The 24,035-nt window shown below is 71.5% G+C and carries 33 protein-coding genes; 13 read left to right on the top strand and 20 right to left on the bottom strand.

The window, feature by feature from the left end; all coding sequences use genetic code 11:
- Positions 1-73: 73 nt before the first annotated feature.
- Positions 74-757 carry a CGNR zinc finger domain-containing protein gene (locus tag AB0D67_RS07480; RefSeq protein WP_362930980.1) on the top strand — a complete coding sequence of 228 codons (684 nt, stop codon included), beginning with the start codon at positions 74-76 and terminating at the stop codon, positions 755-757.
- Positions 758-794: 37 nt separating this feature from the next.
- Here the strand turns inward: AB0D67_RS07480 and AB0D67_RS07475 are convergent, their stop codons facing one another.
- Entirely contained in the window at positions 795-1,496 is a 702-nt protein-coding gene (locus tag AB0D67_RS07475; protein WP_362930978.1) for an NAD(P)H-binding protein, read from the bottom strand.
- A 101-nt stretch (positions 1,497-1,597) separates the two neighbouring features.
- On the opposite strand from AB0D67_RS07475, the gene AB0D67_RS07470 reads away from it, so the two are divergent.
- Complete coding sequence (locus AB0D67_RS07470; RefSeq protein WP_362930976.1) at positions 1,598-2,053, top strand: helix-turn-helix domain-containing protein; 456 nt, start codon at positions 1,598-1,600, stop codon at positions 2,051-2,053.
- A gap of 35 nt (positions 2,054-2,088) precedes the next feature.
- Complete coding sequence (locus AB0D67_RS07465) at positions 2,089-2,544, top strand: MarR family transcriptional regulator (protein ID WP_362931230.1); 456 nt, start codon at positions 2,089-2,091, stop codon at positions 2,542-2,544.
- Positions 2,545-2,671: 127 nt separating this feature from the next.
- On the opposite strand, the gene AB0D67_RS07460 is transcribed toward AB0D67_RS07465, so the two are convergent.
- Positions 2,672-3,187 (bottom strand): hypothetical protein, encoded by a 516-nt coding sequence (locus AB0D67_RS07460; protein WP_362930974.1) that lies wholly within the window; start codon positions 3,185-3,187, stop codon positions 2,672-2,674.
- Between the two features lie 129 nt (positions 3,188-3,316).
- Between AB0D67_RS07460 and AB0D67_RS07455 the strand changes: the two genes are divergently transcribed.
- From AB0D67_RS07455 to AB0D67_RS07445, 3 genes are read left to right on the top strand one after another with little or no spacing between them, the layout of a single operon-like run.
- On the top strand, positions 3,317-3,949 hold the full coding sequence (locus AB0D67_RS07455) for a helix-turn-helix domain-containing protein (protein WP_362930972.1): 633 nt from the start codon (positions 3,317-3,319) through the stop codon (positions 3,947-3,949).
- Positions 3,950-3,951: 2 nt separating this feature from the next.
- Positions 3,952-4,392 carry a thioesterase family protein gene (locus AB0D67_RS07450; RefSeq protein ID WP_362930970.1) on the top strand — a complete coding sequence of 147 codons (441 nt, stop codon included), beginning with the start codon at positions 3,952-3,954 and terminating at the stop codon, positions 4,390-4,392.
- Complete coding sequence (locus AB0D67_RS07445; protein ID WP_362930968.1) at positions 4,386-4,832, top strand: hypothetical protein; 447 nt, start codon at positions 4,386-4,388, stop codon at positions 4,830-4,832. Before AB0D67_RS07450 ends, AB0D67_RS07445 begins: the two co-directional genes overlap by 7 nt.
- Here AB0D67_RS07445 and AB0D67_RS07440 read toward each other — a convergent pair.
- The 6 genes from AB0D67_RS07440 to AB0D67_RS07415 all read right to left on the bottom strand — a co-directional run bounded on the left by AB0D67_RS07440 (position 4,750) and on the right by AB0D67_RS07415 (position 8,526).
- Positions 4,750-5,019 carry a hypothetical protein gene (locus tag AB0D67_RS07440; RefSeq protein WP_362930966.1) on the bottom strand — a complete coding sequence of 90 codons (270 nt, stop codon included), beginning with the start codon at positions 5,017-5,019 and terminating at the stop codon, positions 4,750-4,752. The genes AB0D67_RS07445 and AB0D67_RS07440 overlap by 83 nt on opposite strands.
- 359 nt (positions 5,020-5,378) lie before the next feature.
- A complete protein-coding gene (locus AB0D67_RS07435) occupies positions 5,379-6,068 on the bottom strand; it encodes a hypothetical protein (RefSeq protein ID WP_362930964.1) in 690 nt (229 codons plus the stop codon).
- Positions 6,065-6,637 carry a sigma-70 family RNA polymerase sigma factor gene (locus tag AB0D67_RS07430; RefSeq protein ID WP_362930962.1) on the bottom strand — a complete coding sequence of 191 codons (573 nt, stop codon included), beginning with the start codon at positions 6,635-6,637 and terminating at the stop codon, positions 6,065-6,067. The genes AB0D67_RS07435 and AB0D67_RS07430 overlap by 4 nt, the downstream gene beginning before the upstream one ends.
- Positions 6,638-7,010: 373 nt before the next feature.
- Positions 7,011-7,361, bottom strand: a complete 351-nt coding sequence (locus AB0D67_RS07425; protein WP_362930960.1) for a VOC family protein — start codon at positions 7,359-7,361, stop codon at positions 7,011-7,013.
- Between the two features lie 81 nt (positions 7,362-7,442).
- Complete coding sequence (locus AB0D67_RS07420; RefSeq protein ID WP_362930958.1) at positions 7,443-7,574, bottom strand: hypothetical protein; 132 nt, start codon at positions 7,572-7,574, stop codon at positions 7,443-7,445.
- 19 nt (positions 7,575-7,593) lie between these two features.
- Positions 7,594-8,526 (bottom strand): squalene cyclase, encoded by a 933-nt coding sequence (locus AB0D67_RS07415; protein ID WP_362930956.1) that lies wholly within the window; start codon positions 8,524-8,526, stop codon positions 7,594-7,596.
- Positions 8,527-8,709: 183 nt separating this feature from the next.
- On the opposite strand from AB0D67_RS07415, the gene AB0D67_RS07410 reads away from it, so the two are divergent.
- Positions 8,710-9,066, top strand: coding sequence for a helix-turn-helix transcriptional regulator (locus AB0D67_RS07410; RefSeq protein ID WP_362930954.1), 357 nt, complete (start codon positions 8,710-8,712; stop codon positions 9,064-9,066).
- Between the two features lie 55 nt (positions 9,067-9,121).
- Here the strand turns inward: AB0D67_RS07410 and AB0D67_RS07405 are convergent, their stop codons facing one another.
- The 6 genes from AB0D67_RS07405 to sigK form a co-directional block, all read right to left on the bottom strand.
- Positions 9,122-9,712: an ATP-dependent Clp protease proteolytic subunit gene (locus tag AB0D67_RS07405; RefSeq protein WP_362930952.1), complete on the bottom strand. Its 591-nt coding sequence runs from the start codon at positions 9,710-9,712 to the stop codon at positions 9,122-9,124.
- Positions 9,709-10,335 (bottom strand): ATP-dependent Clp protease proteolytic subunit, encoded by a 627-nt coding sequence (locus AB0D67_RS07400; RefSeq protein WP_362930950.1) that lies wholly within the window; start codon positions 10,333-10,335, stop codon positions 9,709-9,711. Before AB0D67_RS07400 ends, AB0D67_RS07405 begins: the two co-directional genes overlap by 4 nt.
- A 308-nt stretch (positions 10,336-10,643) precedes the next feature.
- Positions 10,644-11,315: a fasciclin domain-containing protein gene (locus AB0D67_RS07395; protein WP_362930948.1), complete on the bottom strand. Its 672-nt coding sequence runs from the start codon at positions 11,313-11,315 to the stop codon at positions 10,644-10,646.
- A gap of 56 nt (positions 11,316-11,371) precedes the next feature.
- Positions 11,372-12,994 (bottom strand): molybdopterin-dependent oxidoreductase, encoded by a 1,623-nt coding sequence (locus tag AB0D67_RS07390; protein ID WP_362930946.1) that lies wholly within the window; start codon positions 12,992-12,994, stop codon positions 11,372-11,374.
- Between the two features lie 37 nt (positions 12,995-13,031).
- Positions 13,032-13,772: an anti-sigma factor gene (locus AB0D67_RS07385; RefSeq protein WP_362930944.1), complete on the bottom strand. Its 741-nt coding sequence runs from the start codon at positions 13,770-13,772 to the stop codon at positions 13,032-13,034.
- The gene (gene sigK, locus AB0D67_RS07380) at positions 13,769-14,365 is read right to left on the bottom strand and encodes an ECF RNA polymerase sigma factor SigK (protein ID WP_362930942.1); all 597 of its coding nucleotides are present in this window, start codon (positions 14,363-14,365) and stop codon (positions 13,769-13,771) included. Before sigK ends, AB0D67_RS07385 begins: the two co-directional genes overlap by 4 nt.
- Before the next feature lie 394 nt (positions 14,366-14,759).
- Between sigK and AB0D67_RS07375 the strand changes: the two genes are divergently transcribed.
- On the top strand, positions 14,760-16,133 hold the full coding sequence (locus tag AB0D67_RS07375; protein WP_362930940.1) for a hypothetical protein: 1,374 nt from the start codon (positions 14,760-14,762) through the stop codon (positions 16,131-16,133).
- A gap of 131 nt (positions 16,134-16,264) precedes the next feature.
- Here AB0D67_RS07375 and AB0D67_RS07370 read toward each other — a convergent pair whose 3' ends face one another.
- From AB0D67_RS07370 to AB0D67_RS07355, 4 genes are all read right to left on the bottom strand, one after another.
- Positions 16,265-16,753 (bottom strand): cupin domain-containing protein, encoded by a 489-nt coding sequence (locus AB0D67_RS07370; RefSeq protein WP_362930938.1) that lies wholly within the window; start codon positions 16,751-16,753, stop codon positions 16,265-16,267.
- A complete protein-coding gene (locus AB0D67_RS07365; RefSeq protein ID WP_362930936.1) occupies positions 16,744-17,343 on the bottom strand; it encodes a TetR/AcrR family transcriptional regulator in 600 nt (199 codons plus the stop codon). Before AB0D67_RS07365 ends, AB0D67_RS07370 begins: the two co-directional genes overlap by 10 nt.
- Before the next feature lie 134 nt (positions 17,344-17,477).
- A complete protein-coding gene (locus AB0D67_RS07360) occupies positions 17,478-18,641 on the bottom strand; it encodes an MFS transporter (RefSeq protein ID WP_362930934.1) in 1,164 nt (387 codons plus the stop codon).
- Positions 18,638-19,102 (bottom strand): GNAT family N-acetyltransferase, encoded by a 465-nt coding sequence (locus AB0D67_RS07355; RefSeq protein WP_362930932.1) that lies wholly within the window; start codon positions 19,100-19,102, stop codon positions 18,638-18,640. Before AB0D67_RS07355 ends, AB0D67_RS07360 begins: the two co-directional genes overlap by 4 nt.
- Before the next feature lie 26 nt (positions 19,103-19,128).
- On the opposite strand from AB0D67_RS07355, the gene AB0D67_RS07350 reads away from it, so the two are divergent.
- The 4 genes from AB0D67_RS07350 (at position 19,129) to AB0D67_RS07335 (ending at position 22,292) form a co-directional block, all read left to right on the top strand.
- Complete coding sequence (locus AB0D67_RS07350) at positions 19,129-19,677, top strand: CGNR zinc finger domain-containing protein (protein ID WP_362930930.1); 549 nt, start codon at positions 19,129-19,131, stop codon at positions 19,675-19,677.
- 108 nt (positions 19,678-19,785) lie between these two features.
- A complete protein-coding gene (locus AB0D67_RS07345) occupies positions 19,786-20,463 on the top strand; it encodes a hypothetical protein (protein WP_362930928.1) in 678 nt (225 codons plus the stop codon).
- Positions 20,464-20,861: 398 nt separating this feature from the next.
- Entirely contained in the window at positions 20,862-21,308 is a 447-nt protein-coding gene (locus AB0D67_RS07340; protein WP_362930926.1) for a hypothetical protein, read from the top strand.
- A 288-nt stretch (positions 21,309-21,596) separates the two neighbouring features.
- Positions 21,597-22,292 (top strand): DUF402 domain-containing protein, encoded by a 696-nt coding sequence (locus AB0D67_RS07335; RefSeq protein WP_362930924.1) that lies wholly within the window; start codon positions 21,597-21,599, stop codon positions 22,290-22,292.
- Between the two features lie 14 nt (positions 22,293-22,306).
- Here the strand turns inward: AB0D67_RS07335 and AB0D67_RS07330 are convergent, their stop codons facing one another.
- Both AB0D67_RS07330 and AB0D67_RS07325 read right to left on the bottom strand, forming a co-directional pair.
- A complete protein-coding gene (locus AB0D67_RS07330) occupies positions 22,307-23,248 on the bottom strand; it encodes an aminoglycoside phosphotransferase family protein (protein ID WP_362930922.1) in 942 nt (313 codons plus the stop codon).
- A 54-nt stretch (positions 23,249-23,302) separates the two neighbouring features.
- Entirely contained in the window at positions 23,303-23,533 is a 231-nt protein-coding gene (locus AB0D67_RS07325; RefSeq protein WP_362930920.1) for a hypothetical protein, read from the bottom strand.
- 4 nt (positions 23,534-23,537) lie between these two features.
- Between AB0D67_RS07325 and AB0D67_RS07320 the strand changes: the two genes are divergently transcribed.
- A complete protein-coding gene (locus tag AB0D67_RS07320; RefSeq protein ID WP_362930918.1) occupies positions 23,538-23,909 on the top strand; it encodes a hypothetical protein in 372 nt (123 codons plus the stop codon).
- The last annotated feature ends 126 nt before the right edge of the window (positions 23,910-24,035 follow it).

Here is a 24,035-nt window from a genome sequence, read left to right as displayed (position 1 = left end):
AAGTAACCGGATCGAACGGTTACTCAGCCTGACAGTCACCGAATAACCTGTCAAAGGGGTTACCATTGGGGGCATGGAGTTCACCTTCGTCAGCGGCGACCTCGGCCTCGATCTGGCCGGGACGGTCGGACGCCGCAGGGGCGAACGCGTCGACCTGCTGGCGACGCCCGCCGACCTGGCTCGCTGGACGGTCGCGGCGGGCCTCCTCGACACCCCGCCGGACACCGATGACGACGACCTGGCGCGGGCGAAGGCCCTGCGCGAGGCGATCTACCGGCTGGCGTCCGCCGCCCGCACCGGATCCCCGTCCGACGCCACCCCTCTCGGCACCGGATCCCCGTCCGCCACCGCCACCCTCGGCACCGGATCCCCGTCCGCCATCACCTCCCGCGAGGCCGGATCCCCGTCCGCCGCCCCCCTCGGCGCCGCGAGCCACCCGGACGGCACCGCCCCCTTCGACGCCGCGGACCTCGATCTGCTCGACCGCGCCGCCGCGCACCCCCCGCCCGGCGTGCGGCTGCGCGCCCCCGGCGTCCTGGAGCGGACCGGCGACCTGCCCGCCGCCCTGTCCGCCGTGGCACGGGCCGCCGCCGAACTGCTCGGCGGCCCGCACGCGGCGCTGGTCCGCGAGTGCGAGGCGTCCCCCTGCACCCGGCTCTACGTCGATCTCTCCCATCGCCGCTCCCGCCGCTGGTGCGACATGCGCGGCTGCGGCAACCGCGCCAAGGCCGCCGCCTTCCGCGCCCGCACCCGCTGACGGGAACCACCGCGCCCGCCGATCGTCGCCCCGGGTGTCATGCCTCCCGGACGCCGACGGCGGCGCGGCGGGTCCTCGGGGTCTCGACCTCGTCGAGCAGTGCGATCGCGAAGTCCTCGTAGGTGATGCGGCTGTCCGGGTCGCCGTGCTCCGCGACCCGGTACCGCCCGGCCGGGACGCCGCCGTGGTCGAAGTCACCCGCGGGCGCGACGTACGCCCAGTCGAGGTCGCAGGCCCGCAGCACGTCGAGACCCGCCGCGTGCCCGAGGATGAAGGGGCGGTACTCGTCGGGGTAGCCGGGCTCGTCCATCAGCGGCACACCGGATGCTCCCGGCATGACGGACGCGAGACCGACCACCACCAGGCGGTCCACCCCCGCCTTCGCCAGGCCGGCCGACAGGGCGCGGGCCGAGGAGGTGAAGAAGTCGTGCGGCGCCGCGGCCAGGTCCGCGGCGGCGCTGATCGCGGCGTCGTGCCCGGCGGCCACCCGCGCGATGCCCGCCTCGTCCGTGACGTCGCCCGCCACCACCCTCACGGAACCCGCCCCGCCCGTGACGCCTTCCACCGCCCTCACGGAACCCGCCCCGCCCGTGACGCCTTCCACCGCCGGAGCGCCGGCCAGGTCGCCGTGGCGCGCGGGGTCGCGCACCACGGCGGTGACCCGGTGGCCGCGCCGGAGCGCCTCGGCGACGGCCCGCCGCCCGGCCCTGCCGCCCGCACCGAAGATCACGATGTTCATGGGGAACCGCCTTTCGCCGGGGCCGGGACCTCTGCGCCCGGCCTGCCGGGGACGCTATCCGGAGCCGCGGTTACCGCCGGGATACCGGCTATCGTGAGGCCATGAGGGAGCCTCTGCCCGCCGACATGTTCGACGAGCTGTGCCCGTCCCCGCTCAACCCGATCCGGTTCGGCGACAAGTGGGCGGCGCTCATCATCCGGTGCCTCGAAGACGGGCCGCGCCGGTTCTCCGAGCTGCGCGTGCCGCTGCGCCGCGTCACCCCCAAGGTCCTCACCCAGTCGCTGCGCTCCCTCGAACGCGGCGGCCTGGTCTGCCGTACGGTCCGCGCCGGGGCCACCCCGCACGTGGAGTACGGGCTGACCCCGCTGGGCCGCAGCATGCTCGCGCCGATGGCCGCCGCGTGCGCCTGGGCGGAGGAGCACTGGGACGAACTGCTCGACGCCCATGAGGCGTACGACGACGCCGCCGGGCGGCCCGCGCACGTTCACGTCTCCGGCCCGGCTGCCGGACCCGGGGTTCACACCTCCGGTCCCGCGGCGAGACGCCCGGGCGGGTGAGGCGGGACCCGTCCGGACGGCTCCCCGTGACTCAGATGCCGCGCACGGCGGCGACGGTCCTCAAGCGGGCGGAGCAGGCGCTCAGCGCGGCCAAGCAGTCCGCGCTGAAGCCGGCCCATCTGACGGTGTCGCAGTACTCGGCGTTGCTGCACCTGTCGCTGAACCCCGGGATCTCGGCCGCCGCGCTCGCCCGGGCCTGCGCGGTCACCCCGCCGACCATGAACACCGTGCTCAAGAACCTCCAGGAGAACGGCCTGATCGAGCGCACCCCCCACGAGTGGCACAGGAACATCCTGGAGACCCGGCTCACCGAGAAGGGCGAGCGGGTGCTGGCCGAGGGGGACGCCCGCGCGGTGCGGGTCGAGCGGGGGCTCTCCGCCGAGTTCAGCCAGGAGGAGCGGGAGACGCTGGTCGCCCTCCTGGGCCGCTGCATCGAGCACCTCCAGTCGGCCCTCCCGGATCAGCCGGGTGGACGCGACCAGCGGGGCTGACCCGACGGCCGTTCGATGAGCGGCCCGGCGGATGCCGGGCGAGCATCCGGCGAACGTCCGGCGGACGGAAGACCCGCCGGGGCCGTCCGACGCCGGACCCCCGCGGGTCCGCCGGGGTCCGGTGAGGTCAGAGCGCCGGGGACGCGCCGCCCACGGAGGCCGTACGGCCGGCACGCCTCTCCAGGACGCCCGCGCCCCAGAGCGCCACGCCGATATAGAGGATCTGCTCGGGGACGCGCTGCCACAGCGGCGTCGCCGGCTCCCCGCCCAGCGTCGTTCCGGCCAGCGCGGCGTGGACGTTGGCCGGGAGCATGAGCACGAACAGCAGCGCCAGGCAGATCCCGGCCGCCCGCCGGGTGGCCGGCAGCACGAGCCCCACCGCCCCAGCCAGTTCCAGGACGCCGGTCAGGTAGACCACGAAGGCCGGGAACGGGACGAACGGCGGGACCATGGCCGCCATGTCGGCGTGGTTCGGCATGAAGGTCACGCCCGCCGGGACGAAGTGGGCACTGGCCGTCATCACCAGCATGACGGCCAGACCGTGCGCGGCGCTCACCCGCCAAGTTGTGAAACGGGACAGGCGGAACACCGCGCCCAGCAGGCGGAAGACCAGCGTGGCCACGATGAGGACGATCGACGTCATGAAACCCTGCTCCTTTTGGATAGTTACAGTATCCAATTATGGATAATACTCCTATCCACTACCTCCCCCGCAAGCGAGACGCCTGGGCGAGATATACAAACGATCGGTCGTTAATGTAGTTTGGCGTCCATGACACACGACGGCCGACTGCTGCGCGGGTCGCGCAGCCGGGAGGCGATCCTGGAACGCGCGGTGAGCCTGGCCTCCGTCGAAGGGCTGGACGGCCTCTCCCTGGGGCGGCTGGCCGCGGCGACCGGCACCAGCAAGTCCGGGTTCTTCGCCCACTGGCGCGACAAGGAGCAGCTCCAGCTCGACGCCGTGGAATGGGCCGCCCGCCAGTGGGCCGAGTCGGTGGTGGCGCCGGCCCTGCGGGCCCCCGCCGGCGTGCGGCGGCTGTTCGCGCTGCACGAGGCCCGGCTGAAGTTCTACAGCGACGGCGTGCTGCCCGGCGGATGCTTCTTCTTCACCGTGCAGACCGAGTTCGACGACCGCCCCGGGGCGGTGCGCGACCGCGTCGCGCGGGCCATGCGCGAGTGGCTGGAGTTCATCCGGCGGCTGGCGGCCGAGGCCGTGACGCTGGGCGAGCTGGCCGACAGCGTGGATCCGGCCCAGCTCGCGTACGAGTTCGACGCGCTCGGCGAGATGGTCGTCACGCACTCCCGCCTGTACGAGGGACAGGTCTCGTTCGTCCACGCCCGCCGCGCCGTACTGCAACGCCTGCGCGCGCTCTGCCCGAACCCCGCGCTTCTCCCGGAGGACTGATCATGATCGACGACGGCGTGTTCGAGCGGGTCCAGGTGCATTTCGATGATCTCGACGCCATGGGGCTGCTGCACAACTCCCGGTACGCCCTGCTGGTCGAGCGGGCGGTCGGCGCGTACTGGCAACGCCTGGGCTGGGCGGCGGACCCGGCCCGGTCGGCGTTCAAGGACGTGTTCCTGGCCGTGCGCGAGTTCAAGGTGACCTACCACGCCCCCATCGCCGGGGCCGGTGAGCCGACGGTGCACTTCTGGATCGAGCGCATCGGCCGCACCAGCAACGTGTACGGCTTCCGTGTGCTGTCGCCCGACCGCACGGTGCTGCACGCCGACGGCTACCGCGTCAACGTCAACCTGGACCCGGCCACGCTGCGGCCGACGCCGTTCAGCGACGAGCTGCGCGCCGCCGCCGAGCCCCTGCTCCGCCGTACGGCGGCGGCATGCTGAGGACCCGCTGGATCGCCGGTCCGGCGGCCGGGCATCCGGGCCCGCTGGTGGCCGCGCTGACGGACTACCGGGCGGACCGCCTCCTCGACCTGCCCGGGATCGCCCGGCGCGGTCTCGCACTGAGCCGCCTGTGGCCGGCCCTGCCGGGCGCGGTGGGCATGTGGCTGTGGGCGGACCTTCCCGGCCGCCGGGTCGGCTCGCTGTCGGTGTGGCGCGGGGAGGACGATCTCCAGGCGTTCGTACGGCTGCGCGAGCACGCGCGGATCATGCGCGAGTATCGCCACCGGGGCGTGCTCCGATCCCGCACCTGGCAGGTCGTCGGCCTGGACCGGGTCGCGCCGCCGGGGCCGATCCCGGCTATGCCGCCTCGGCGGCCTCCCCGGCCCCGCGCAGGACACGGGAGCGCCGCTGCCCGGCCAGGAGATGCCCGGCCCCGATGACGAGCACGACGGGCCAGTCGATGATCTCCAGGGCTCCCAGCACACCGAGCACCGCGTAGAAGGCGAGGTGCTCGGGGGGCGGAAGGGTCACCCTGCCGATCACCGGAACGGTGACGTGCGGCTCCTGGAGTTCGCCGGGTCCGCCGCCACGCTTGCCGCGCGGAACCGATGTGGATCTCGCCGCCATGATGGCCTCCGTCGGGTTCAGCGAGAGGACCACCGGATTCGCCCCGCGGGGAGATCGCTTCCCGTGACGGTCCGCACCTTCGGAACGGGCGGGGCTCGTCCGTCGCCTCCCCCGGGCCGGAGGAGGCGAGAGCCGTCCCTCCGGCGGGGGAGGCGCCACGAATCAGGGTCCCTCAGCTGGGGTTCCCGCTCTCCCGCGGACCGTAACACGGCCGCCGGGAGCTTTACGGTCGCACGCCGGACCATCGGCCGGCGCACAGGAGAGGGGCACGCGGCGAGCCCGCGATGCCATCGGGCGGCCGCGTGCCCCCTGTCATCCCCTGTCAGCCCTCTGTCACCTCACTGCCACCCCGCCGGCGGTCAGCTGCCCGCGGGCGGGAACGCCTCAGGGTTCTTCACCGGGTCGAGCGGGGCGTTCCAGGACGGATCCTCGACGAGCACGCAGGGCTTCACCGGGCCGTCGGCGATCTGGAAGAGGTACTGCCACAGCGCTCTCGGCTTCTCCGGCCCCGAGGTCTGGTCCTCGTTCTCGGTGAACTCCATGACAACGGTCCAGTTCGGCTTGATCCTGTCCGGATGGATCCTCAGGCCGCCGCCCGGCACCCTGTCGTATGCCTTCTCGGAGGGCGTGTTCTCGATCGCCTTCATCGCCTTGGCCCGGACCGCGGGATCCTTGCTCTTCAGCTCTTCAAGCTCGACGCCCGGCCCATCGATGCTGGTGAAACGATCCGGGGCGCACCTCTTGCCCGGCTTCACGTATGAGACGTCCGCCTTCACGCCCAGCTCGGCGAGGTCCCGCTCCACCTGCTCCGGGTTCCGGAACTCGTTGATCTTCAGGAGGATCGACCCGTCGGACTCCTGGGTCAGCGCGTACGCCGCGCTCTCCGTCCCCGCGACCATCGGCACGGCCACCAGCGCCGCGGCGGCCACGCCGGCGGCCGCGACCACCACCGGCAGACGACGCCGGAAGGGGTTGCGGGCGGGCCTCCGTGCCGCCCGCTCGTTCATCTCAGCCTTGAGCTCCATGAGCAGTCTCTCCTCGAAGTTCATCGGAGTCCTTCCATGACCGTGGGGGAGATGACGCCGGAAACGTGGCGCAGTGCCTTGCGTGCGCGGTGCAGCCGGACCCTGGCGGTCCCCTGCCGGATGCCGAGCGCGGCGGCCGCCTCGGGGACGGAGAGCTGGTCGACGGCGACCAGTTCCAGGACGGCGCGCTCGCTGTCGGGCAGGCCGGCCATGGCCTCGAAGGCCCGCCGGGCCGGGCTCTCCGCGTCCAGCCGCTCCTCCATCCGCGACAGGTCGTCCGCGTCGAGGAGCCGCCTCCCGCTGATCCGGCCGGCCAGCCGCAGTTCGCTCACGACCCGTCGCCGTTCGGCGGACAGGGTGTTGCGTGCCACGCCGTACAGCCAGCCGATCTCGCTGCCCAGGCCGGAGCGGTAGGTGTGCGCCGAGTCGAGCACCGCGACGAAGACCTCCGCGACCAGGTCGGCGACCGTGTGGGGGTCGTCCACCCTGCGGGCCATGAACCGCGTGACCGCCTCGACATGGCGCCGGTAGAAGGCTTCGAAGGCCTCGGGATCGGTGGAGATCTCCACCGATCCCGTGTGTTTGAAGCGCACCGGCCGTGCTCCCTTCGTCATCTTCCTGAACACGCCTTTGCTTGGAAGAAGACTGAAGAAGCGTTACATGCTCGACGAAAGACCCTTTTCCGGTAGGGCGACATCCTCTGGAGCGGCATCGTCCCGATCGGCGGCGGCTCCGACGGCCCCGGCCGGGTCGGTGGCTTGGGCCGGCTCGGCGAGCGGGAACGGGTGGTGCCTATGGACGGCGGCCCACGTCCGATCGCCCGAGATCTCCGCCCCGGGAGGTGGATCGCCGGTGCCTCCCCTGCCGCTTGACGGCCGTGAGCTTCACGGTCGCACGCCGGCCCGTCGGCCGGCGTGCGCGTGAAGGGCCTGCGGTCAGCTCCCGGTCACCCGCGGTCGCCCCGGGTCACTCGGACCAGGCCGCCAGCTCGTTGCCGGCCGGGTCCCTGAAATGGAAGCGCCGGCCACCGGGAAAAGAGAATATCTCTTTCACGATGGTTCCACCGGCGCCGGTCACCTTTTCGTACGCCGCTTCCAGGTCGTCGACATGGACGACCGCCAATGGCATGCGGGACCGCGCCCCGGCGTTGGCGATGAGTCCGCTGCTCACGCCGCTGTCCGCAGTGTCGGCATAATGGTCACCCCAGTCCTGGAATTTCCAGCCGAATACCTGTCCGAAGAATTCCTTGGCAGCCTGGAGCTGTTCGACGGATTCCGCTGGGAATTCGACGAGGTCGATATGATTGAAATGGCTCATAGGGCCGTTATCGTAGGACCGTGTCGGCACCTCGTCCAGCGTTCCACCCGTGGCCGAGTGATCTTCGCCTCGTCCGGCGGATCAACGCCGGTGACCGTACGCCTCGTCCCGGAGCAGGGAGCCGACCCGGGCGTCGGCGTGCTCACCCCGGTGGAAGAGACGCCTGCGAAGCGTCACCTCGACCAGGGAACCCACCTTCCGGGCCACTCTCACGGGGTCCGTACCCGCGGGGTCAGTCTCGCCACCAGTCGAGCACCCGGAGCGCGCGGAGGGTGTTCCAGCGACTCGGCCTGCCCACGCCCTCCTCGAGGGGGAAGTGGACGCGTCCCTGATGGACGCGGTCGAGCAGCCAGCGGCCGTCGGGCTGCCGCTTGGAGCGGACGACCTCCACGGCCTCCGCCATCCTGGGGTCCGGCTCGGCCCCCGAGCGCCTGAAGTAGTCGAGCGCGCGCAGCACGTCGTAGCGCCAGTAGTACGGGAAGGCGAAGTCGAGGTACGCCGCGTCGACGACCTCACCGGTGCTCCTGCGGCGGAACAGACCGCGTTCGAGGAGGTACTCCTCCCCTCCGCGGCGCGCCTCGCGCACCGCGTCGGACCCACCGGTCGCCCGCTCGAATTCGAGGAGCCCCTCCAGCACGTTGATCGTCGTGTCGATCGAGGAGCGCACCGATCCGTTCTCGGCTTCGCAGTTCCAGCCGCCGTCGGCGAGCCGCTCACCGAGGACCCGCTCCACGATCGCCGAGACGTCCGCCCCGAAGTAGGCGCCGGTCTCGATCGTCCTGCCGTTGATGCAGGGCTCGACCTCGCCGTCGAAGTACCGCTGCCCCTCGTGCTCCCACCGCCCGTTCTCGGCGACGAGCGGGATCGTACGGCGGGCCGCCTTCGACGCCGGGTCGAGGCCGAGGATCTGCAGGGTGTGCAGGGTGTGCATCGTCGCCGTCCAGGGCTGCCCGGGTTCGCCTCCGGTGTAGGACGCGGGGAAGCAGGCGCCGCCTTCCCAGAGGCCGTCGGCGCCCTGGAGCGCCAGGAGACGGGCGCCCCAGCCCTCGTGCTCCACGCGCGCCCGTTCGCCGGCGACCTCGTCGGGCGAGGAGCCGGTGAGGTCGCGTAGCACTTGCCAGCGAATGGCGGGGTCGGATTCGAACAGCCAATCGATCGCGGTCATCGCCGTACCATAGACCATCCGGAGCGCCCGCTCACGGGGTTCGCCGGAATGCATCCCGGGGCAGGAGACGTCCCGGCGGCACCGGGCCCCGCCGCCCCCGGGAGGCGGACGGAGGAGGCGGGGACGGTTCCGCTCTGCGCGAAGTCACCGGAACTCGAACGCGCCGTCTACCTATGGTGAGGTATGGCCTTCTCTGTCCCGCCGCTACGTCCGGCGACCGGTCGGACCGACCCCAAGCCGTCCCCGGTTCGCGAGCCGCTGTGGCGGCACGTGCTCGGTGAGCGTCTCAGAGATCTCCGTCACGAGCGGGGCGAGAAGCTGAGCGAGACGGCGCGTCGCGCCGGCGTCTCGCCGCAGTATCTCTCCGAGATGGAACGGGGTGTCAAGGAGCCGTCGAGCGAGATGATCGCCGCGGTCGCCGGCGCGCTGGACGTCACCCTGATCGATCTGACCCTCGCCGTCGCAGAGAGCCTGCGGTCCGCCCAGAGCGGCACGTCAAGAGGCGCCACCTGCTCCGCGGCGTACTCCCTGGCCGCCTGACGCGCTCCCCGGCCCGAAGGCCGGAGCGCCGGCCCGGCCGGGGTCGTCCATGGCCCTATGAACGCTCCTCGATGATCTGGTCGAGGAGCCCGTACTCCAGGGCCGCGGTCGCGGTGAACACGCGGTCGTGGTCGGTGTCGGCGCGCAGGGTCTCGACGGTCTGGCCCGTGTGCCGTGACAGGATGCGCTCGATGTCCGCTCGGACACGGACGACCTCGTCGGCCTGCAGGATGAGATCGGGGATCGTTCCGCGCCCCTGAGCGGCCGGTTGGTGCAGGATTATCCGTGCGTGCGGAAGTGCGGCGCGTTTCCCCTCGGCGCCCGCGGCGAGAAGGACGGCGCCCACCGCGACGGCCTGTCCGACGCAGGTCGTCTCGACCCGCGGGCGGATATAGCGCATGGTGTCGTATATCGCGAGCATCGCGCTCGGATCCCCGCCCTCACAGTTGATGTAGAACTGTATGGCGGCATCGGGGTTGTCCGACTCCAGGAAAATCATCTGCGCGATGAGCGCGTTCGCGACGCCCGCGTCGATCGCGGTTCCCAGATAGACGATCCGCTCGGTGAGAAGATGTGAGTAGACGTCCATGATCCGCTCGCCACGGGGATTCCGGGCGATGACGTTGGGAATGGTGTAACTGCTCACTGGCCGGCTCCTTCGGTGATGCCGAATCCGGACCGCGGGCGATTGCGCGGCGCTATTTCGTCGAAGCTCTGGACGATCTCGTCGATGAAGCCGTAGTCCAGTGCCTCCTGCGCCGTGTACCAGCGATCGTGCAGGGAGTCCTCGAAGATCCGCTCCACGGGCTGCCCCGTGTCCTCGGCGATGAGGCCGAGCACCGTGTCGCGGGTGTGCCGGAGGTCGTCGGCCTGCAGCTCGATGTCGACCGCGGTGCCACCGATTCCGGCCGAGCCCTGGTGCATCAGGACACGGGCGTGCGGCAGGGCGCGGCGCTTCCCCCGGGCGCCCGAGGACAGCAGGAACTGCCCGGCGCTGTAGGCGATTCCCAGCACGAGGGTCGACACGTCGCAGGGGATGAGCCGGATGACGTCGCGAATGGCGAGCATCGACGGGACCGAGCCGCCCGGGGAGTGAATCCACAATGCGATGTCGGCCGACGCGTCCTGCGTGGCGAGCGCTATCAGTTGCGTGGCGAGCAGTGTCCCGTTGTCGTCATTGAGAGGACCGTCGAGAACGAGAACGCGCCCCTCGTAGAGTTCACGCCTCACCCGCGCGTCGAACAGTGGAAGTTTCGATTCTTCGCCCATGCGTTCATCATGTGGGGCGGTACGGACCGATGTCGCCGCGATCCGCCTGCGGCAGATCTGCTCTGAGCAGCGCGAGTCCGGTTCGCGGACGTCGCGGCCGGGAATCGGCTCTCACCCGCCGGTCTCTCCCCCGATCGGGTCCTTGCAGGATCCTTGCCGGGTCCGCTCGCTCGGACAGCCGGCCGCGGTGCCCACGGGGAGCGGCCGCGATCGGCGTCCTTCCGGGTCCTCGACGTCTCCGTCGGCCCGGGGCGGTTCAGGGAGACCGCCGGGCTCGCCGCGGGGAGCGTCGAGCCCGGCCTCCGAGATCATTTCTTGGGCATGAGGACGGTGTCGATGATGTAGACGGTGGCGTTGCGGGTGGACACGTTCCCGCACACCACGCCGGCGCCGCCGACCGTGTAGTCCTGGCCGGACCCGCTGGTGGTGACCTTGCCGCCCTGCAGTGTGGCGAACGAGCCGTCGGCCAGATCGGCGGGTGTCTTGCGGCCCTGGACGACGTGGTAGGTGAGGATGTCGGTGAGCATCTTCTTGTCGGCCAGCACCTTGTCGAGCGTGGCTTTGTCGATCTTGGCGAAGGCGTCGTCGGTCGGGGCGAAGACGGTGATGTCCTCGGCGGAGTTGAGGGTGTCGACCAGGCCGGCCTTCTTCACCGCGGTGACCAGGGTGGAGAGCACCGGGTTGTTGGAGGCGGCGGTGGCCACCGGGTCCTCGGCCATGCCGGTGAAGCTGCCCTTGCCCGAGGCGGGGACCGCGGAGCAGGCCGCACCGAACGGCGCGGCCGCGGCGGACTCACCGGCCATCGGGGTGTCGCTGTCGGCGGCCGTCGGAGCGCTGCTACCGGTGGCCGTCGGGGCGCTGCTGGCGGACGGCGCCGCGCCCATGTCGGCGCCGGTGTCGGCATCGCCTCCGCACGCGGTCAGGGACACGGCCAGGGCCAGCAGGGGCAGAGCGACGGCAAGGCGATTGCTCTTGATCATTTTTATCGGTTCCTTGTCTGAGTGCGAACAGGCGGACAGATGGTGGGACAGGGGGTTCAGGTGACGGTCACCAGGACCGAGTGCCAGCCGGTGGCGCCGTCGGGAATGGTGGGTGCGCGCCGGCTGGTCTGGACGGCGCCGGTGGCGTCGACGGCGCGGACCTGGAGGCGGTGCCGGCCGGGGGTGGCGTTCCAGGGCAGCTTCCACTGCCTCCAGGTGTCGGGTCCGGGGGTGGCGGCGAGCTGCGCCTGTCGCCAGGGGCCGTCGTCGATGCCGACCTCCACTGCGGCGATGCCGCGGTGCTGGGCCCAGGCGGTGCCCGCGACCATGACCGGGCCGGCGGGCACGGTGGCGAAGGGCTTGGGAACCTCGATGCGGGAGGCGGTCTTGATCGGGGCGCGTTCGGCCCATCCCCGGCGGGTCCAGTAGGACCGCCCGCCGCCCGGCGGAACGAGGCGGAGTTCGGTGACCCACTTGGTGGCCGAGGCGTAGCCGTACAGCCCCGGCACGATCAGGCGGGCGGGGAAGCCGTGCTCGGGCGGGAGCGCCCGGCCGTTCATCGCGATGGCCAGGAGCGCGTCGCGGCCGTCCAGGATGGTCTCCAGCGGGGTGGTGGCGCTCCAGCCGTCGGCCGAGCGGGACAGCAGTTGCGCCGCGCCACGCTGGACGCCCGCCTGGCGCAGCAGCGCGGCGAGATCCAGGCCGAGCCAGCGGGCATTGCCCGCGTACGGCCCGCCGACCTCGTTGGACACGCACGTCAGGGTGATGTCGCGTTCGGTCAGCGGCCGGGCCAGCACCTCCCGCAGGGTCAGCTCAACGGGGTGATCGACCAGCCCGTGGATGCGCAGCGTCCAGTCGTGGGGGTCCACCTGGGGGATGACGAGCGCGGTGTCGACACGGTAGAAGGCGGTGGCGGGGGTGGTGAACGACGACAGACCGGGGACCGCCAGGTCCGTACCGGCGGGCAGGGGCGGAGCCGGGCGCGCCGGGCGTGGGAGTGCGATCGTCGTGACACCGGGCCGCCGCAGGGCGGTGATCGCGCGGCTCCCGCCGCCGGCGAGCGCGGCCAGCCCCAGCATGCCGGCGCCCGCGGTGAGGAGGACGCGCCGGTCGAGGTCGTCACGGGCCCCCTCGCGGCCGTGGGCCTTTTCGCGACCCTCGTTCCAGGTGAAGCGGTCATCGTGGCCCCCTTCACGGCCGTCGTCGTTCCGGGCGAAGTCGCTGAGCGCGACACGGTCGCGCGACAGGAGACGGCGGTCGACCAGCCGAAGCGTGATCACGCCGGTGATGACCGCGACCGCCGACGGCAGGACGTCCACGGGCAGGACGGCGGGCCTGGTCAGGACCGCCGCTCCGGCGACCGCCACGACCCCGGAGAGGATCGCGATGGCCACGCGCGGTCGCCGGGGCGCGGCCAGACCGATGGCCGCGGCGATCAGGAGGAACCCGGCCGCCAGGGCGAGCAGCAGCACGAGCTTGTCGGCGCTGCCGAAGGTGCGGATGGCGAAGTCCTTCAGCCATCCGGGGGTCAGATCGATGAAGGCCGATCCGACCGCCGCCGGCGGGCCGGCCTGCGGTCGCCCGATCAGCGCCGCCGCCAGCTCCGCCATGGCCATGGAGAGGATCCCGGTCAGCACCCCGTAGGCGGCTGCCGTGAAGCCTCGTTTCTCACCCGTCACACCAGGGATTCGGAGCCGCTCCCCGATCGGATGGGTGTCAGGCGGCCGGAATGTCCACCAGCAGGATCGGGTCGCCGGTGGGCTGCCGGGAACCGCCGGCCGGCTCCTGGGTCATACCCAGCCTGGCCGTCCCCGCGCCGGCCGTGACCAGCACCGGCGTGGCGCTGCCCGAGCTGACGGTGAGCAGACCCGCCGAGCTGATCTCCCCCGGCGCCAGCCGCCACAGCTGGTAGACCCGGCCCGCCGGCGGGTCGGGCAGGCCGGAGGCCCAGAACACCATCCGCCTCTCCGACCGCGAGACCAGCACGCCGCCCCGCATCCCGCCGGACACGGCCGTCGAGGTGCGGGCGTCCGGGGCGGTCATCACCGCCGTGATCTCCTGCTGGCTCCGGCGGATCTCCTCCAGCCGGCTCCGCGTCTGCAACGTCGTGACGCCCATGGCCACCACGGCCGCCAGCATCGCGGCCACGCCGGCCGCGGCCAGCCAGGGCCGCCACCCTCCCGGCCGCCGGCGCGGTCGCGCGACGGCGGGGGGAAGCTGCCGGACCTGCTCGATCTCGGCCATCACCCGTGCCCGCAGACCCGGTGGCGGCTCGGCGGCCACCGCCGCGCCCATCCTGGCCGCCGTCTCCATCAGCGTGGCGATCTCCCGGGCGCATTCCTGGCATCCGGCCAGGTGCTGCTCGAAGCGGTGGCGCTCCAGCTCGTCGTCGAGGGCGTTGAGCGCGTACGCCCCCGCCAGCGTGTGGGGATCGAACTCCTGTCGCCGCTCTGTCATCGCTCCACTCCCAGGCAGTCACGCAGCCGGATCAACCCGTCTCGCATCCGTGTCTTGACCGTCCCCAGCGGCGCCTTGACCAGTTCGGCGACCTCCCGGTAGGAGTAGCCCCCGTAGTAGGCGAAGGTGACCGACTCACGCTGCAACTCGGTCAGCCCCTCCAGGCAGCGGCGCAGCCGCTCGCCTTCCAGACGGCCCACCACCAGCTCGGTCACCTCGTCGAAGGGGCGGTACGGTTCCAGCCGCGCCGCCCGTTCCTCCCGGTCCATGACCGCCTGCGCCGAACGCACCCGGTCGATCGCCCGCCGGTGCGCGATGGTCAGCACCCATGCCAGCACCGACCCCTTGTCCGGTTCGTAACGGGTGGCGCTGCGCCACACCTCCACCAGGACCTCCTGCGCCACCTCCTCGCTGTGCGCCCGATCCCGCAGCACCCTCAGGACCAGCCCGAACACCCGAGGAGCCAGCACCTCGTACAACCGCTCGAACGCCTCACGATCACCCTTGCCGACCGCCTGCAGCAGTTCCCTCAGCCCCGGTGAGAAATCATCCGGACGGTCTTCGCCGATCGGCGACCGGCCACGCGCTCCCATGCGCCCCCTCCTGCCCCTGCCGGCACGGCACCGGCCACAGGAACTTCGTCGCCGGTCGCGTATCGGATGGGTCGGTGCATCCGTTGACCGGCGAATCCCCTCACCCACCCGGCGCGGGGACGGGCTCACCGGCACGGCGTGGCGGATCGGGACGCGCGTGCTCCCGTTTCCTCCTCGGGTGCAGGGGACGGCCCCCGGCACGCTCCGCCGCGGAAGGAAATCCCAGCACACCGGAGGACCGCCTCCACGGACCCGGAGGCGCACCGAATTTCTTCGCCGAATTCGAGTATCCCGGTAAACGCGTTTTTAAAACAGGCGTCGTATCTGGTGTGCGACATTCGTCGCGAGGGAAGACGCCGAACGAGAAAGGGAACTCATGCTGCCATTAAGCGGTGTGACCCGGAACGAACCGTTCACCCACCCCCGGCTCTCTCAACCCCCGCTCCGCAGGACGCTGCACCGGATGGTACGGCGCGCGTACGGCCGGGTACGGCAGAGCGACCTCGGCGCGCTACGGGTCGCGCTGGGCGGCACCGGCGTGGACAACTACGCCCGGACCGCCGCCCCGCTGGACTACACGAACGCGACGGCCGACGACACCCTGGAAAAGCTGATCGAGGTCTTCAACGACAGGACCCCGTACGTCATGCAGGCGGGAACCCGGCAGAACCAGCCTCCGAAGAACCCCGGCCTGACGGTGCTGAAGACCATGGTGGACGAGGTGACCGCCGTTCTCACCCAGATCGCCGCGGGCAACGCCGACGCGCACATCATCGCCGTCTTCGCCCTCCCGGACAACACCAGGGTGCCGGGGATCAGGAAGACGTTCACCGAAGCCGCGGAAGGGCTGAACCGTCTCCACGACAACCGGTTGATCCTGCTGGACCACCGGGGTGATCTGGACATCCAGGGCGCCGGCGCGACGTCCTCTCCCAGGTCGCTGACCGTTCCCGAGACGTTCGTGGACGCCCGTACCGATGGCCGGATCCGCACCCTGCTGCACGAGTCCTTCCACATAGCCAGCGCGGACATCACGGATCACCTCTACTTCGGCGCGCCGGGCTTCGCGACGGCCGACTGGCCGATCAAGAGCACCAACGCCGACCACTACGCCGAGGTGGCCAGACGCCATGCGGGCCTGACCCTGCCCGCGCCCGCTCCGCTCACCGTGCTCGGCCCGCCGGGCGGCCCGGCCCTGACGGCTCCGCAGGAGACCAAGGTGCGCCAGGCGATGACGGAGGCGCAGCAGCGGCTCACCCGGGCCTGGGCCCGGTCGCTGTGGGTGTGGCAGCGGATGGGATACGTACAGCGGTATCAGACCTCGTGGGTGTGGCTGGGCGCCGCACCGGACGAACTACTGCTCCGGCAGCTCATGCTGGAGTCGGAGCAGATCTCGATGACCCTGCACCACGGGGCCGAGGGCCGCTCCACCACCCGGGCCGACGTCGCGCCGGAGCTTCCCATGATCACCGCTTACGACTTCGCGGTGATGGAGGAGGTTCTGGCTGATCTGCACCAGCTGGTGGGCTGGGGCCTGGCGCAGAACACCGTGCACGTGCTGCCGGCCGGAGCGGCCCTGCCCGCGGGGAACGCGGCCCACCTGCGGGTCGCGGACGTGACGAACGCCGCGACGCCGATGACCAGCCTCGCCGATCAGTTCGTCGCTCAGGCCACCGTGTCACCGGCCGACCCCTGGTTGCCGACCTCCGCCGCGCTCAAGACCCTCGTGGACGGCATGCGCGTCCGCTACGACCAGATGTCCGCTTGAGAGACCGTCCGGCCTGAGAACCCGTCCGGCCTGGGGACGCGGCGCGCGTCCGCGACGCGTTCCGGGGGAGGTCCGCTCGGCGCCTGGCTGGATCCGACCCGTCGCCGTCTTCGATTCGACGCGGCCGGGGGTCAGGACGCCTGGCGGTCGCGGGTCCAGGCGGGGCTGTCGAGGAAGTGGTTGTCGTAGAGGTCCTGGGAGGCGAGCAGTTCGTCGAGTGTGGCCTCGCCCCGGCGCAGGCGGTCGAGCAGGCGGAAGTACTCGAAGCGCTGGATGCCGGGGGCGACGACGATGAGGAGGTCGGCGGTGTGGCCGGGGGCGGCGGCGAACGCGTGGGGTGTCAGCGGGGGCACGGCCGCCACGTCGCCCGCCTCCAGGGTCACGATCTCCTCGCCCGACAGGACGCGGGCCCTGCCCTCCAGGATGTAGAACAGCTCGGTCGCGGTGGCGTGGTGGTGGGGCACGGCGCCGTCCGCGCCTTCGGCGAGCGTCATCCGGATGGTGCTCAGCGCGCCGCCGGTGTCGCCGGAGTCGAGCAGCAGCCGTCCGGTCGCCGTGGGCGAGCCGATGGTCTCGGCGTCGACCGCGTGGACGACGGCGGTTTCCACGATCATTGACATGTCAGGTTCCCTTCGAGCGCGCAGGACACGAGCCGTTTCGCATAGGCCCGGTCGACAGGTGCGCCTGTGATCATCACTCGGTAGTAGAGGGCGCCGGCCATCTGGTCGAACAGCGCCTCGGCGTCGAGGTCCGCGCGCAGCTCTCCGCGTACGCGCGCCCGCTCGATCAGGGCGAGCGCGATGGCGTTGCGCTCGGCGTACTGTTCGCGGGTCAGTCGGCCGATGTCCTCGTGCCTGGCCGCGGCGGCCACGAGCTCGCCGGCCGTTCCGGCGGAGGGCCCCCGGCGGTGCCCGGCCGCGCGCATGCGGTTGAGCCCGGCGGCGATCTTCTCCAGGTAGTCGACGAGGTCGGCCCGGATGTCGCCGGTGTCGGTGATCTCGTCATCGGCCTGCAGCCGTGCCACCACCGCGACGGCCAGGTGGTCCTTGGTCGGCCAGCGGCGGTACAGCGTGGTCTTGGCCACCCCCGCCTGCTCGGCCACCTCGTCGATGGACAGACCGGCGTAGCCGCGCTCGAACAGCAGGGCGGCGGCGATCCGCAGCACCCGCTCGTCGACCTGCATGTCACGCGGCCGCCCCCGAGGCGCCATGCCGACCTCCCCATTACGAAACTCATGTAGCGAAATAAAAGCTACCCCCCGCCCCGCCATTACGCAACCGCGGTTTCGTAATGGCGGGGCGGCCGGGGACGGCGGTGAGGGCCACGGCCGGCCGTCCCAACCGGTCACAGCCGGGCCGTCACCGTCAGGGCGACGGCGGTCAGCGCGGCGAGCAGGGCCCAGGCGGGCGCGAAACCACCGGCCAGGTCGGTGAGCAGGCCGAGCGCGGCCGGCGCCAGGACGACCGCCACCTGGTTGACGGCCATGGCCAGGCCGAGGGTGAATCCGGTGTGGCCCGGCGGCGCCGAATCGGCGGCGTAGGCGACCCAGGGGCCGTACCAGCCGATTCCGAAGAAGCCGAGCCAGACGAAGAGCGCGCAGGCCGCGACGGGAGACCGGCCGACGGGGGTCGCCAACGCGGTCATCCCGACGATCACGGCGGCCAGGCACGTCAGGACGCAGGCGTAGCGGCCGGATCGGTGGCGGTCGCTCCAGGCCGCCAGGCAGACACGGCCCAGCGCGCCCGCGCACTGGACCGCGACGTAGACCAGGGCCGCCGGGGCGGCGTCCATGGACGTCACCCCGTGCAGGTACAGCACGGTGAGGACGCCCACGCCGCTGTGCACCGACACCATGCTCACACCGGAAAAGACGATCTTCTTCATGTACGGCTCGCGGAGCAGCTCCAACCGCACGCGGGACGCGGCCGGCGTCGGTCGCCGGCCCGGTGGGCGGCGGTAGAGGGCCATGAAGACGACGGCGCCCGACAGCGCGACGAGCGAGCCCGCCACGAGCGTCGACCGCCAGCCGAAGGCGGTCGCCAGCGAGGGGAGCGCGAGGGCGGCGAGGACGCCTCCGAGCGGGAGACCCGCCTGGCGGACACCCATGGCCAGGCCACGCTGTGACGCGTCGAACCAGGACGCCACCGATTTACCGCCGCCCGGCTGGACGGTGCTGTACCCCGCACCGACGATCAGCAGGACCACGAGCAGGGAGGCGTACCCCGGGGCCGCGCTTCCGGCGGCCAGCGCGACGGCGACCACGAGAGCGCCGATCCCGACGACCCAGCGTTCGTCGTGGCGGTCCAGCAGCCGTCCCGCCACGAGCAGCCCGGCCAGCGGAAGCAGCTGAGCCGCCGACAGCAGCAGGCCCAGCCGGGTCGCGTTCAGCCCCAGGTCCCGTTGCAGGTGGACGCTCATCGCGCCGATGCCCTGCACGAAGAACGCGGCCGCGGCCTGGGTGAAGGTCGCGACACCCAGAATGACCCAGCGGTATCGCGACGTCCTCACGGCTTCCAGCACAGCAGGGGGTCGGGGTGGTCCGCGAAGCCGAGCCGCCGGTAGAGCGGTTCCGCCTCGCGGGAGGCGGTGAGGTCGACCCGTACGGCGTCGCGGTCGCGGAACCAGTCGAGCAGGCCGAGCATGACCGCCCGGCCGTACCCGCGCCGCCGGTACGACGGGTCGGTGACCATGCCGATGACGTGGCCGATCCTCCCGTTGCGGGAGTGGGGGCCGGGGAACCACTGTTCGATCGTGCCGATGCCGCAGGCGGCCAGGCCGGTGCCGCCGTCCACGACCAGGATCCGGCAGTCGGGCTCGGTCAGCTTCCGCCGGAGAACCCGGGCGAGCGCGTCGCGCCAGTCGTCACCGGCGTCCGCCGGGTTGAAGAAGTCACCGCCGAGGTCGTCGAAGAGCAGTGTCCGGAGACGGACGAGTTCGGGAATGTCATGCTCTGTTGCTGTTCGCGTCATGGCGTACAGGCTGATGTAATGGGCTTATGCACCTCAACCCTTACGGCGCGGATGTGGTGAACTTCGCCGCGGAACTGGCGAACCGCCCGCCGGCGAGCGCCGGCGAACTCGCCGACCGCTGCCGCGCGGCCGGCCTGGTGCTGGAACGCCCCGTCGAACCGTCGGATCTCGACCAGACCCTCGCCGTCGTCGACGTCTGGACGAAGGTCGTCGACGCCACGGACGAGCGCGCGAAGGCCGGGCTGGTCAACGAGATGCTGGCCCGGTCGGCCGCCTACCCCCGGCTGACCGACCACGCCCACGGCTGGCACCTGCACTACCGCGACGACCTGCAGCCGCTCGGCGCGGTGCTGTTCGCACTGATCTCCGTGGGCACGGCGATGCACCTCGTCAGCCGGGGCATGGACCGGCTCGGACGGTGTGCCGCCGCCGACTGCGAGAGGATCTTCGCGGACACCTCACGCACCGCCCGGCAGCGTTACTGTTCCCAGCCGTGCGCCAACCGGGACGCGGTACGCCGCCACCGCGCCCGTCATTCCACACCCCCCGCCCGGCTCGCCGGCGGGCGACGGTAGCCGGCACCGGCCGCCGGCCCCTCGGCCCCGGCGTCCATGACCGATCGCGTCTCAACGTAGGAGACAGTCTCGACACAGGAGACAACAGGAGACAACAGGAGGACCTGGATGACCGGCCATGACTCTCTTGCGGGAAGCGACGTCTGGGACCCCTTCGGCACGTTGCGCCGCGCGTTGTGGATCGGCGGTGGCCAATGGGCCGGAAAGTCGACCGTGGCCCGGCTCCTGGCCGCCCGATGCCGCGTCACCGTCTACCACTACGACTACCACGACGCCCGCGGGCACAACGACCGCCGGATCGCCCGTCGCGTCGGCCTCGGCGAGCCGGCCACCGAGCCCGACCCGGACAGGATGTGGGTCCACACCACCCCGGAGGAGATGGCCGCCGCGACCCTGGCCGGTTTCCCGGACCGGTTCGGGTGGGCCCTGGACGACCTGCGCGCGCTCGTCTCAGGCCACCCGATCATCGCCGAAGGCTGGGGACTCCGCCCGGAACTCGTCGCGCCCATCATCGACTCACCGCGCCGGATGGTCGTCATGGTGCCCACGCCGGAGTTCCGCCGGCGCCAGCTCCGGGAACTACCGCGCGCCGCCTCGCTCGGGCACCGCGTCAGCGATCCGGCCCGCGCACAGGCCAACCGCCTCGCCCGGGACCGCCTCGTCGCGGACGACGCCGTCCGCAACGCCCACCGGCTCGGCATCCGCGTGATCGGAGTCGACGGCTCCCTCGACGCCGCCGCGATCGCGGAGACCGTCGCCGACCATTTCAGCCCCTACCTCTCGTAGCGAGATCGCAACCCCTGACCGGCGGAGGCACTCGGAGGGCTCCGGCACCCGGCGTCACCATCACACGCCTCGCGGGACCGCGACAGGGCCCGCGCGGTTTCGCGCGCGAAAAGCGGCCGTGAACGTCCGTGAGTTCCGACCTCGCCCGGGAACGGGAGACATGATCGATCCTCGCGGGAAGCGACCGTACCCGGCGCGGGCGTTCGCCGGTTGCCCTGTGCCTTTCGAATGGGGCCGATGTCATCGGTTCCGGCCCGTTCGCCTGTCCGCACCGGCACGGTTCCGGCCCGGTCGGTGATCGCCTGACCGCCATGGGGCCGGTCGGCCGGCGACGCTTCCGGGGACGGTGAGATCTGAAGGTCTGGCACGGCGCCGAGGGCCATGTCAGGCTTGGGGTCGTGAGTCTGATCAAGGGGTTGGTCTCGGCCCTGACAATCACCGTGCTGTTGTCCCCCATCCCTTCGTGCGGCATTCACGTGGCGGAGTGCAAGGAGCGGGCGGCACAGCAGGCGCCCCGGCTCGAAGAGGAAGTGATCCGGCTGCTTCCCGCAGGCTCGGTCAAGTCGGTCGAACTCGGGGATGACTGTCAGGCCGACCCGGACAGCGACGGCACGGTGGTCGTGACGGTGTCGGGTGTCGACAACGCACGAAAGGCGCTGGCCGCATTTCACCGAGAGGGCTGGCATTTCACCCGCCCCTTCGCAGAACTCGATCCGTCCGACATTCAGGAGGTCGCCACCAAGAAGTTCGCGCATGGCGAGATCGACGTACTGATGGAAGGTCCCAGCGACGACGCCGATTCGGATGCGCCCGTCTGGTATCTCTGGATCGACTACTCGTCCTGAGCTCGACCGGGCCGGAATCGGTGACACCGGGCCGATTTCCATGGCGAAGGACATATCGCCGGCAGAGGGCCGGAGCCCTCCAGGTGGGGACGGTCACCGAGGCGCCGGACCAGCCCCGTCCGGGAAGGGTCGCGCCCATCCCGACGCCGAACATGACCGCTCCCAGTCGGCAGGGGTGAGCTTGCTCCGCCTTCCGTTCGCCCCGCGCCCCGGTCTCGTCGACGGCCGATCCTGGCAGGACCCGCGCCCGTATCCGGTTCCGGACGCCGGATGGTGGAGGATCACTGGATGACGATCAACGCACCGGGGCGCTTCGAGGCGGGAACGACCGTGGTACGCCGCCACGTGTGGGGCGGCAAAGTCTGGTCGGCGATGCCGTACCGAGTGCTGGAGGACGTCGGCGACCATCTGACGGTGGCCGGCTGGCCGGGCCTGCGTGGGCTGGTGTCGACCACGTGGATCACAGCGTTCCTGCACGACGGGCACGGCCGGGACCGGACCCTCCAGGAACTGGCATCGGGCACGTGGCGGCTGGGGTGGTGGACGTGGCAGGACACCACGGTACGCAGCTGGTACGGCCTGGACGCCTACTTCACGGTGCGACAGTACTTCGACGCCGATCGACGCCCGCTCACCTGGTACGTCGACTTCGACCTGCCGAAGCGGCGCACCCACATGGGTATCGACACCTACGACCTCCTGCTGGACCTGGTCGCCGACCCCGACCTGTCACACATCCGGTGGAAGGACGTGGAGGAGTACGAGCACGGTCGCCGGCTCGGGCTGATCGATGACCGGTCGCACCAAGGCGTCCTCGCGGCCCGCGAGGAGGTGATCGGGCTGATCGAAACACGGCAGGGGCCCTTCGCGCACGACTGGACGCCCCTGCCCACCGAGGACTGGCAGATGCCCGCGCTGCCGGATGATGTCCGGCCTGACGCCGTGAGCGCGACCGATGGGCACGGTGGCACGGGAACCGGCTGAGGCCGGCGAGGGGATCAGCCGTGGGCCAGAGCCATGAGGAACCGGGTCTGTGCGTCGTCTCGCCCCGCGCACCTCCGGGGGACCGCGATGAGGGCGGCCAGGGCCCGGCACCAGCCCAGCACACGACGAGGACACTGACCGGGAACCAGTGCCGCCAGCTCCTCGATCCTTCGCTCCAGCGCGGTGAGATCCGCGGCTCCCTCGAGCACCCAGTCCACGGCGTCGAAGTCCGGGTCGCCCCAGGCGGGCCTCGGATCGATCGCCACCAGACGGGCGTCCGGGCCGGACAGCACGTTACCCGGATGAAGATCGCCATGCACGAGTCCCGCAGGCCCGTCGGCTGCCAGTTCCAGGGCCGCCGCCCGCGCTTTCCGGAGCACCGCCGAGGCAGCCGGGTCGGTCGCGCCGGCCGCCGCCAGCCTGCGGTCGGCCAGGTCGAACATGAAGCCCACGCGGTGGGACAGGGGCCGCAGTACCGAGTGCTCACCCGGCGCGGGAGCGAAGACCCGCAGGTCCCGCAGCAGCGCCGCGACCTCGGTCATATTCCAGGCGTACCGCCTGACCGGCACTCCCGGCTCCACGTCCTCCAGCAGCAGGGCCCCGGCAGCCAGGTCGTATGCCAGCAGCGTCACGACCGACGGCGTCTTGTCCCAGGCCCGGAGAGCTTCGGCCTCCTGCCGGGCGATCTCGGGCTCCGGGGTGAGTTTCAGCCACGCCGAGGTGGCGGTGTCGCGCCTGAGGCAGCGGAACACCCGCGAGGTGCCTCCTCCGCCCGCCGCGACGAGATCCAGATCCCAGCGGGCAGCGAGTTCGTCCACCAGGACCGGCAACGCATCACACCAGGCGAGCACCTCGGCTCCGAACCGGACGACGAGCCGGTCGCGGACCTCGGGCGCGACGTGGGTCAGCTCTTCCACCATGTCCCCCGCGGGGTGGTCGATGCGGTCTTCGCGCATCCCGAGAGGACCGTTCGCGAGCCGATACCCGTGATGCCGGAAACGATGGTGGTCTCAAGGGATCAGCGCATCACCGCTGTTCAGGATCTCAGCGTAGACCTCCGCTGGACTGCGGTAGCCCTCGGCGCCTTCCCGCAGCATCGACCGGTAGAGGCCGATCGCGCCGCGCCAGCCGTCAGGACGTGAGTAGGCGCGGGTGAACTCCTCGATGTCGGTCTCGGTGAACGCGCCCGGCTCGGCGGCGACCGTTGACCAGGCCGACAGCCCGGCCCTCCTCGGAGTCACGGACGTGCCCGGCGGATGCGTCGTCAGCCGGCCCTGGGGGTACGCCGCCTACACCTACGGTGTCACGAAGCGTCTGTCCGCAGGAACCGTCTGCTACGCGATGTACGACAGCCCCAAGAGCGGCAAGCAGGGAAGCGTCTCCCGCAACGGCGGCATCGTGATGCCGGACACCCATCCCGGCGGCGGCACCGTGGCCCACGACGAGCCAGCCGAGGAGATACTGCCAGCCGAGGAGATACTGACTGCATACCTCTGCCGGTCCCGAGCCGTGGCCTGCTGCTTCGCCGGCGCGGGCCTGCGGCCGGCCGACGCCAGGCCGATCACCGGGCCACCCGGCATGTGGCTCAGGCCGCCCGACCGGGACTGGTGGACCTGACCGGCGACACAACGAAAAGGCCCGGCTCCTGATGCGGAACCGGGCTTTCCGTCTTGCGGAGTGCTCACGAGTGGGTGTGAGCCGGGATGAGCCGGAGCCCTGAGAGATCCGCTTCGCGGGATGCCG

Origin of the sequence: Streptosporangium sp. NPDC048047, from assembly GCF_040653115.1 — a bacterium.
In the GTDB taxonomy this organism is placed as follows: Bacteria; Actinomycetota; Actinomycetes; order Streptosporangiales; family Streptosporangiaceae; genus Streptosporangium.
The sequence above is the reverse complement of the archived record's forward strand: the minus strand, read 5'-3'. Positions and strand labels throughout refer to the sequence as shown.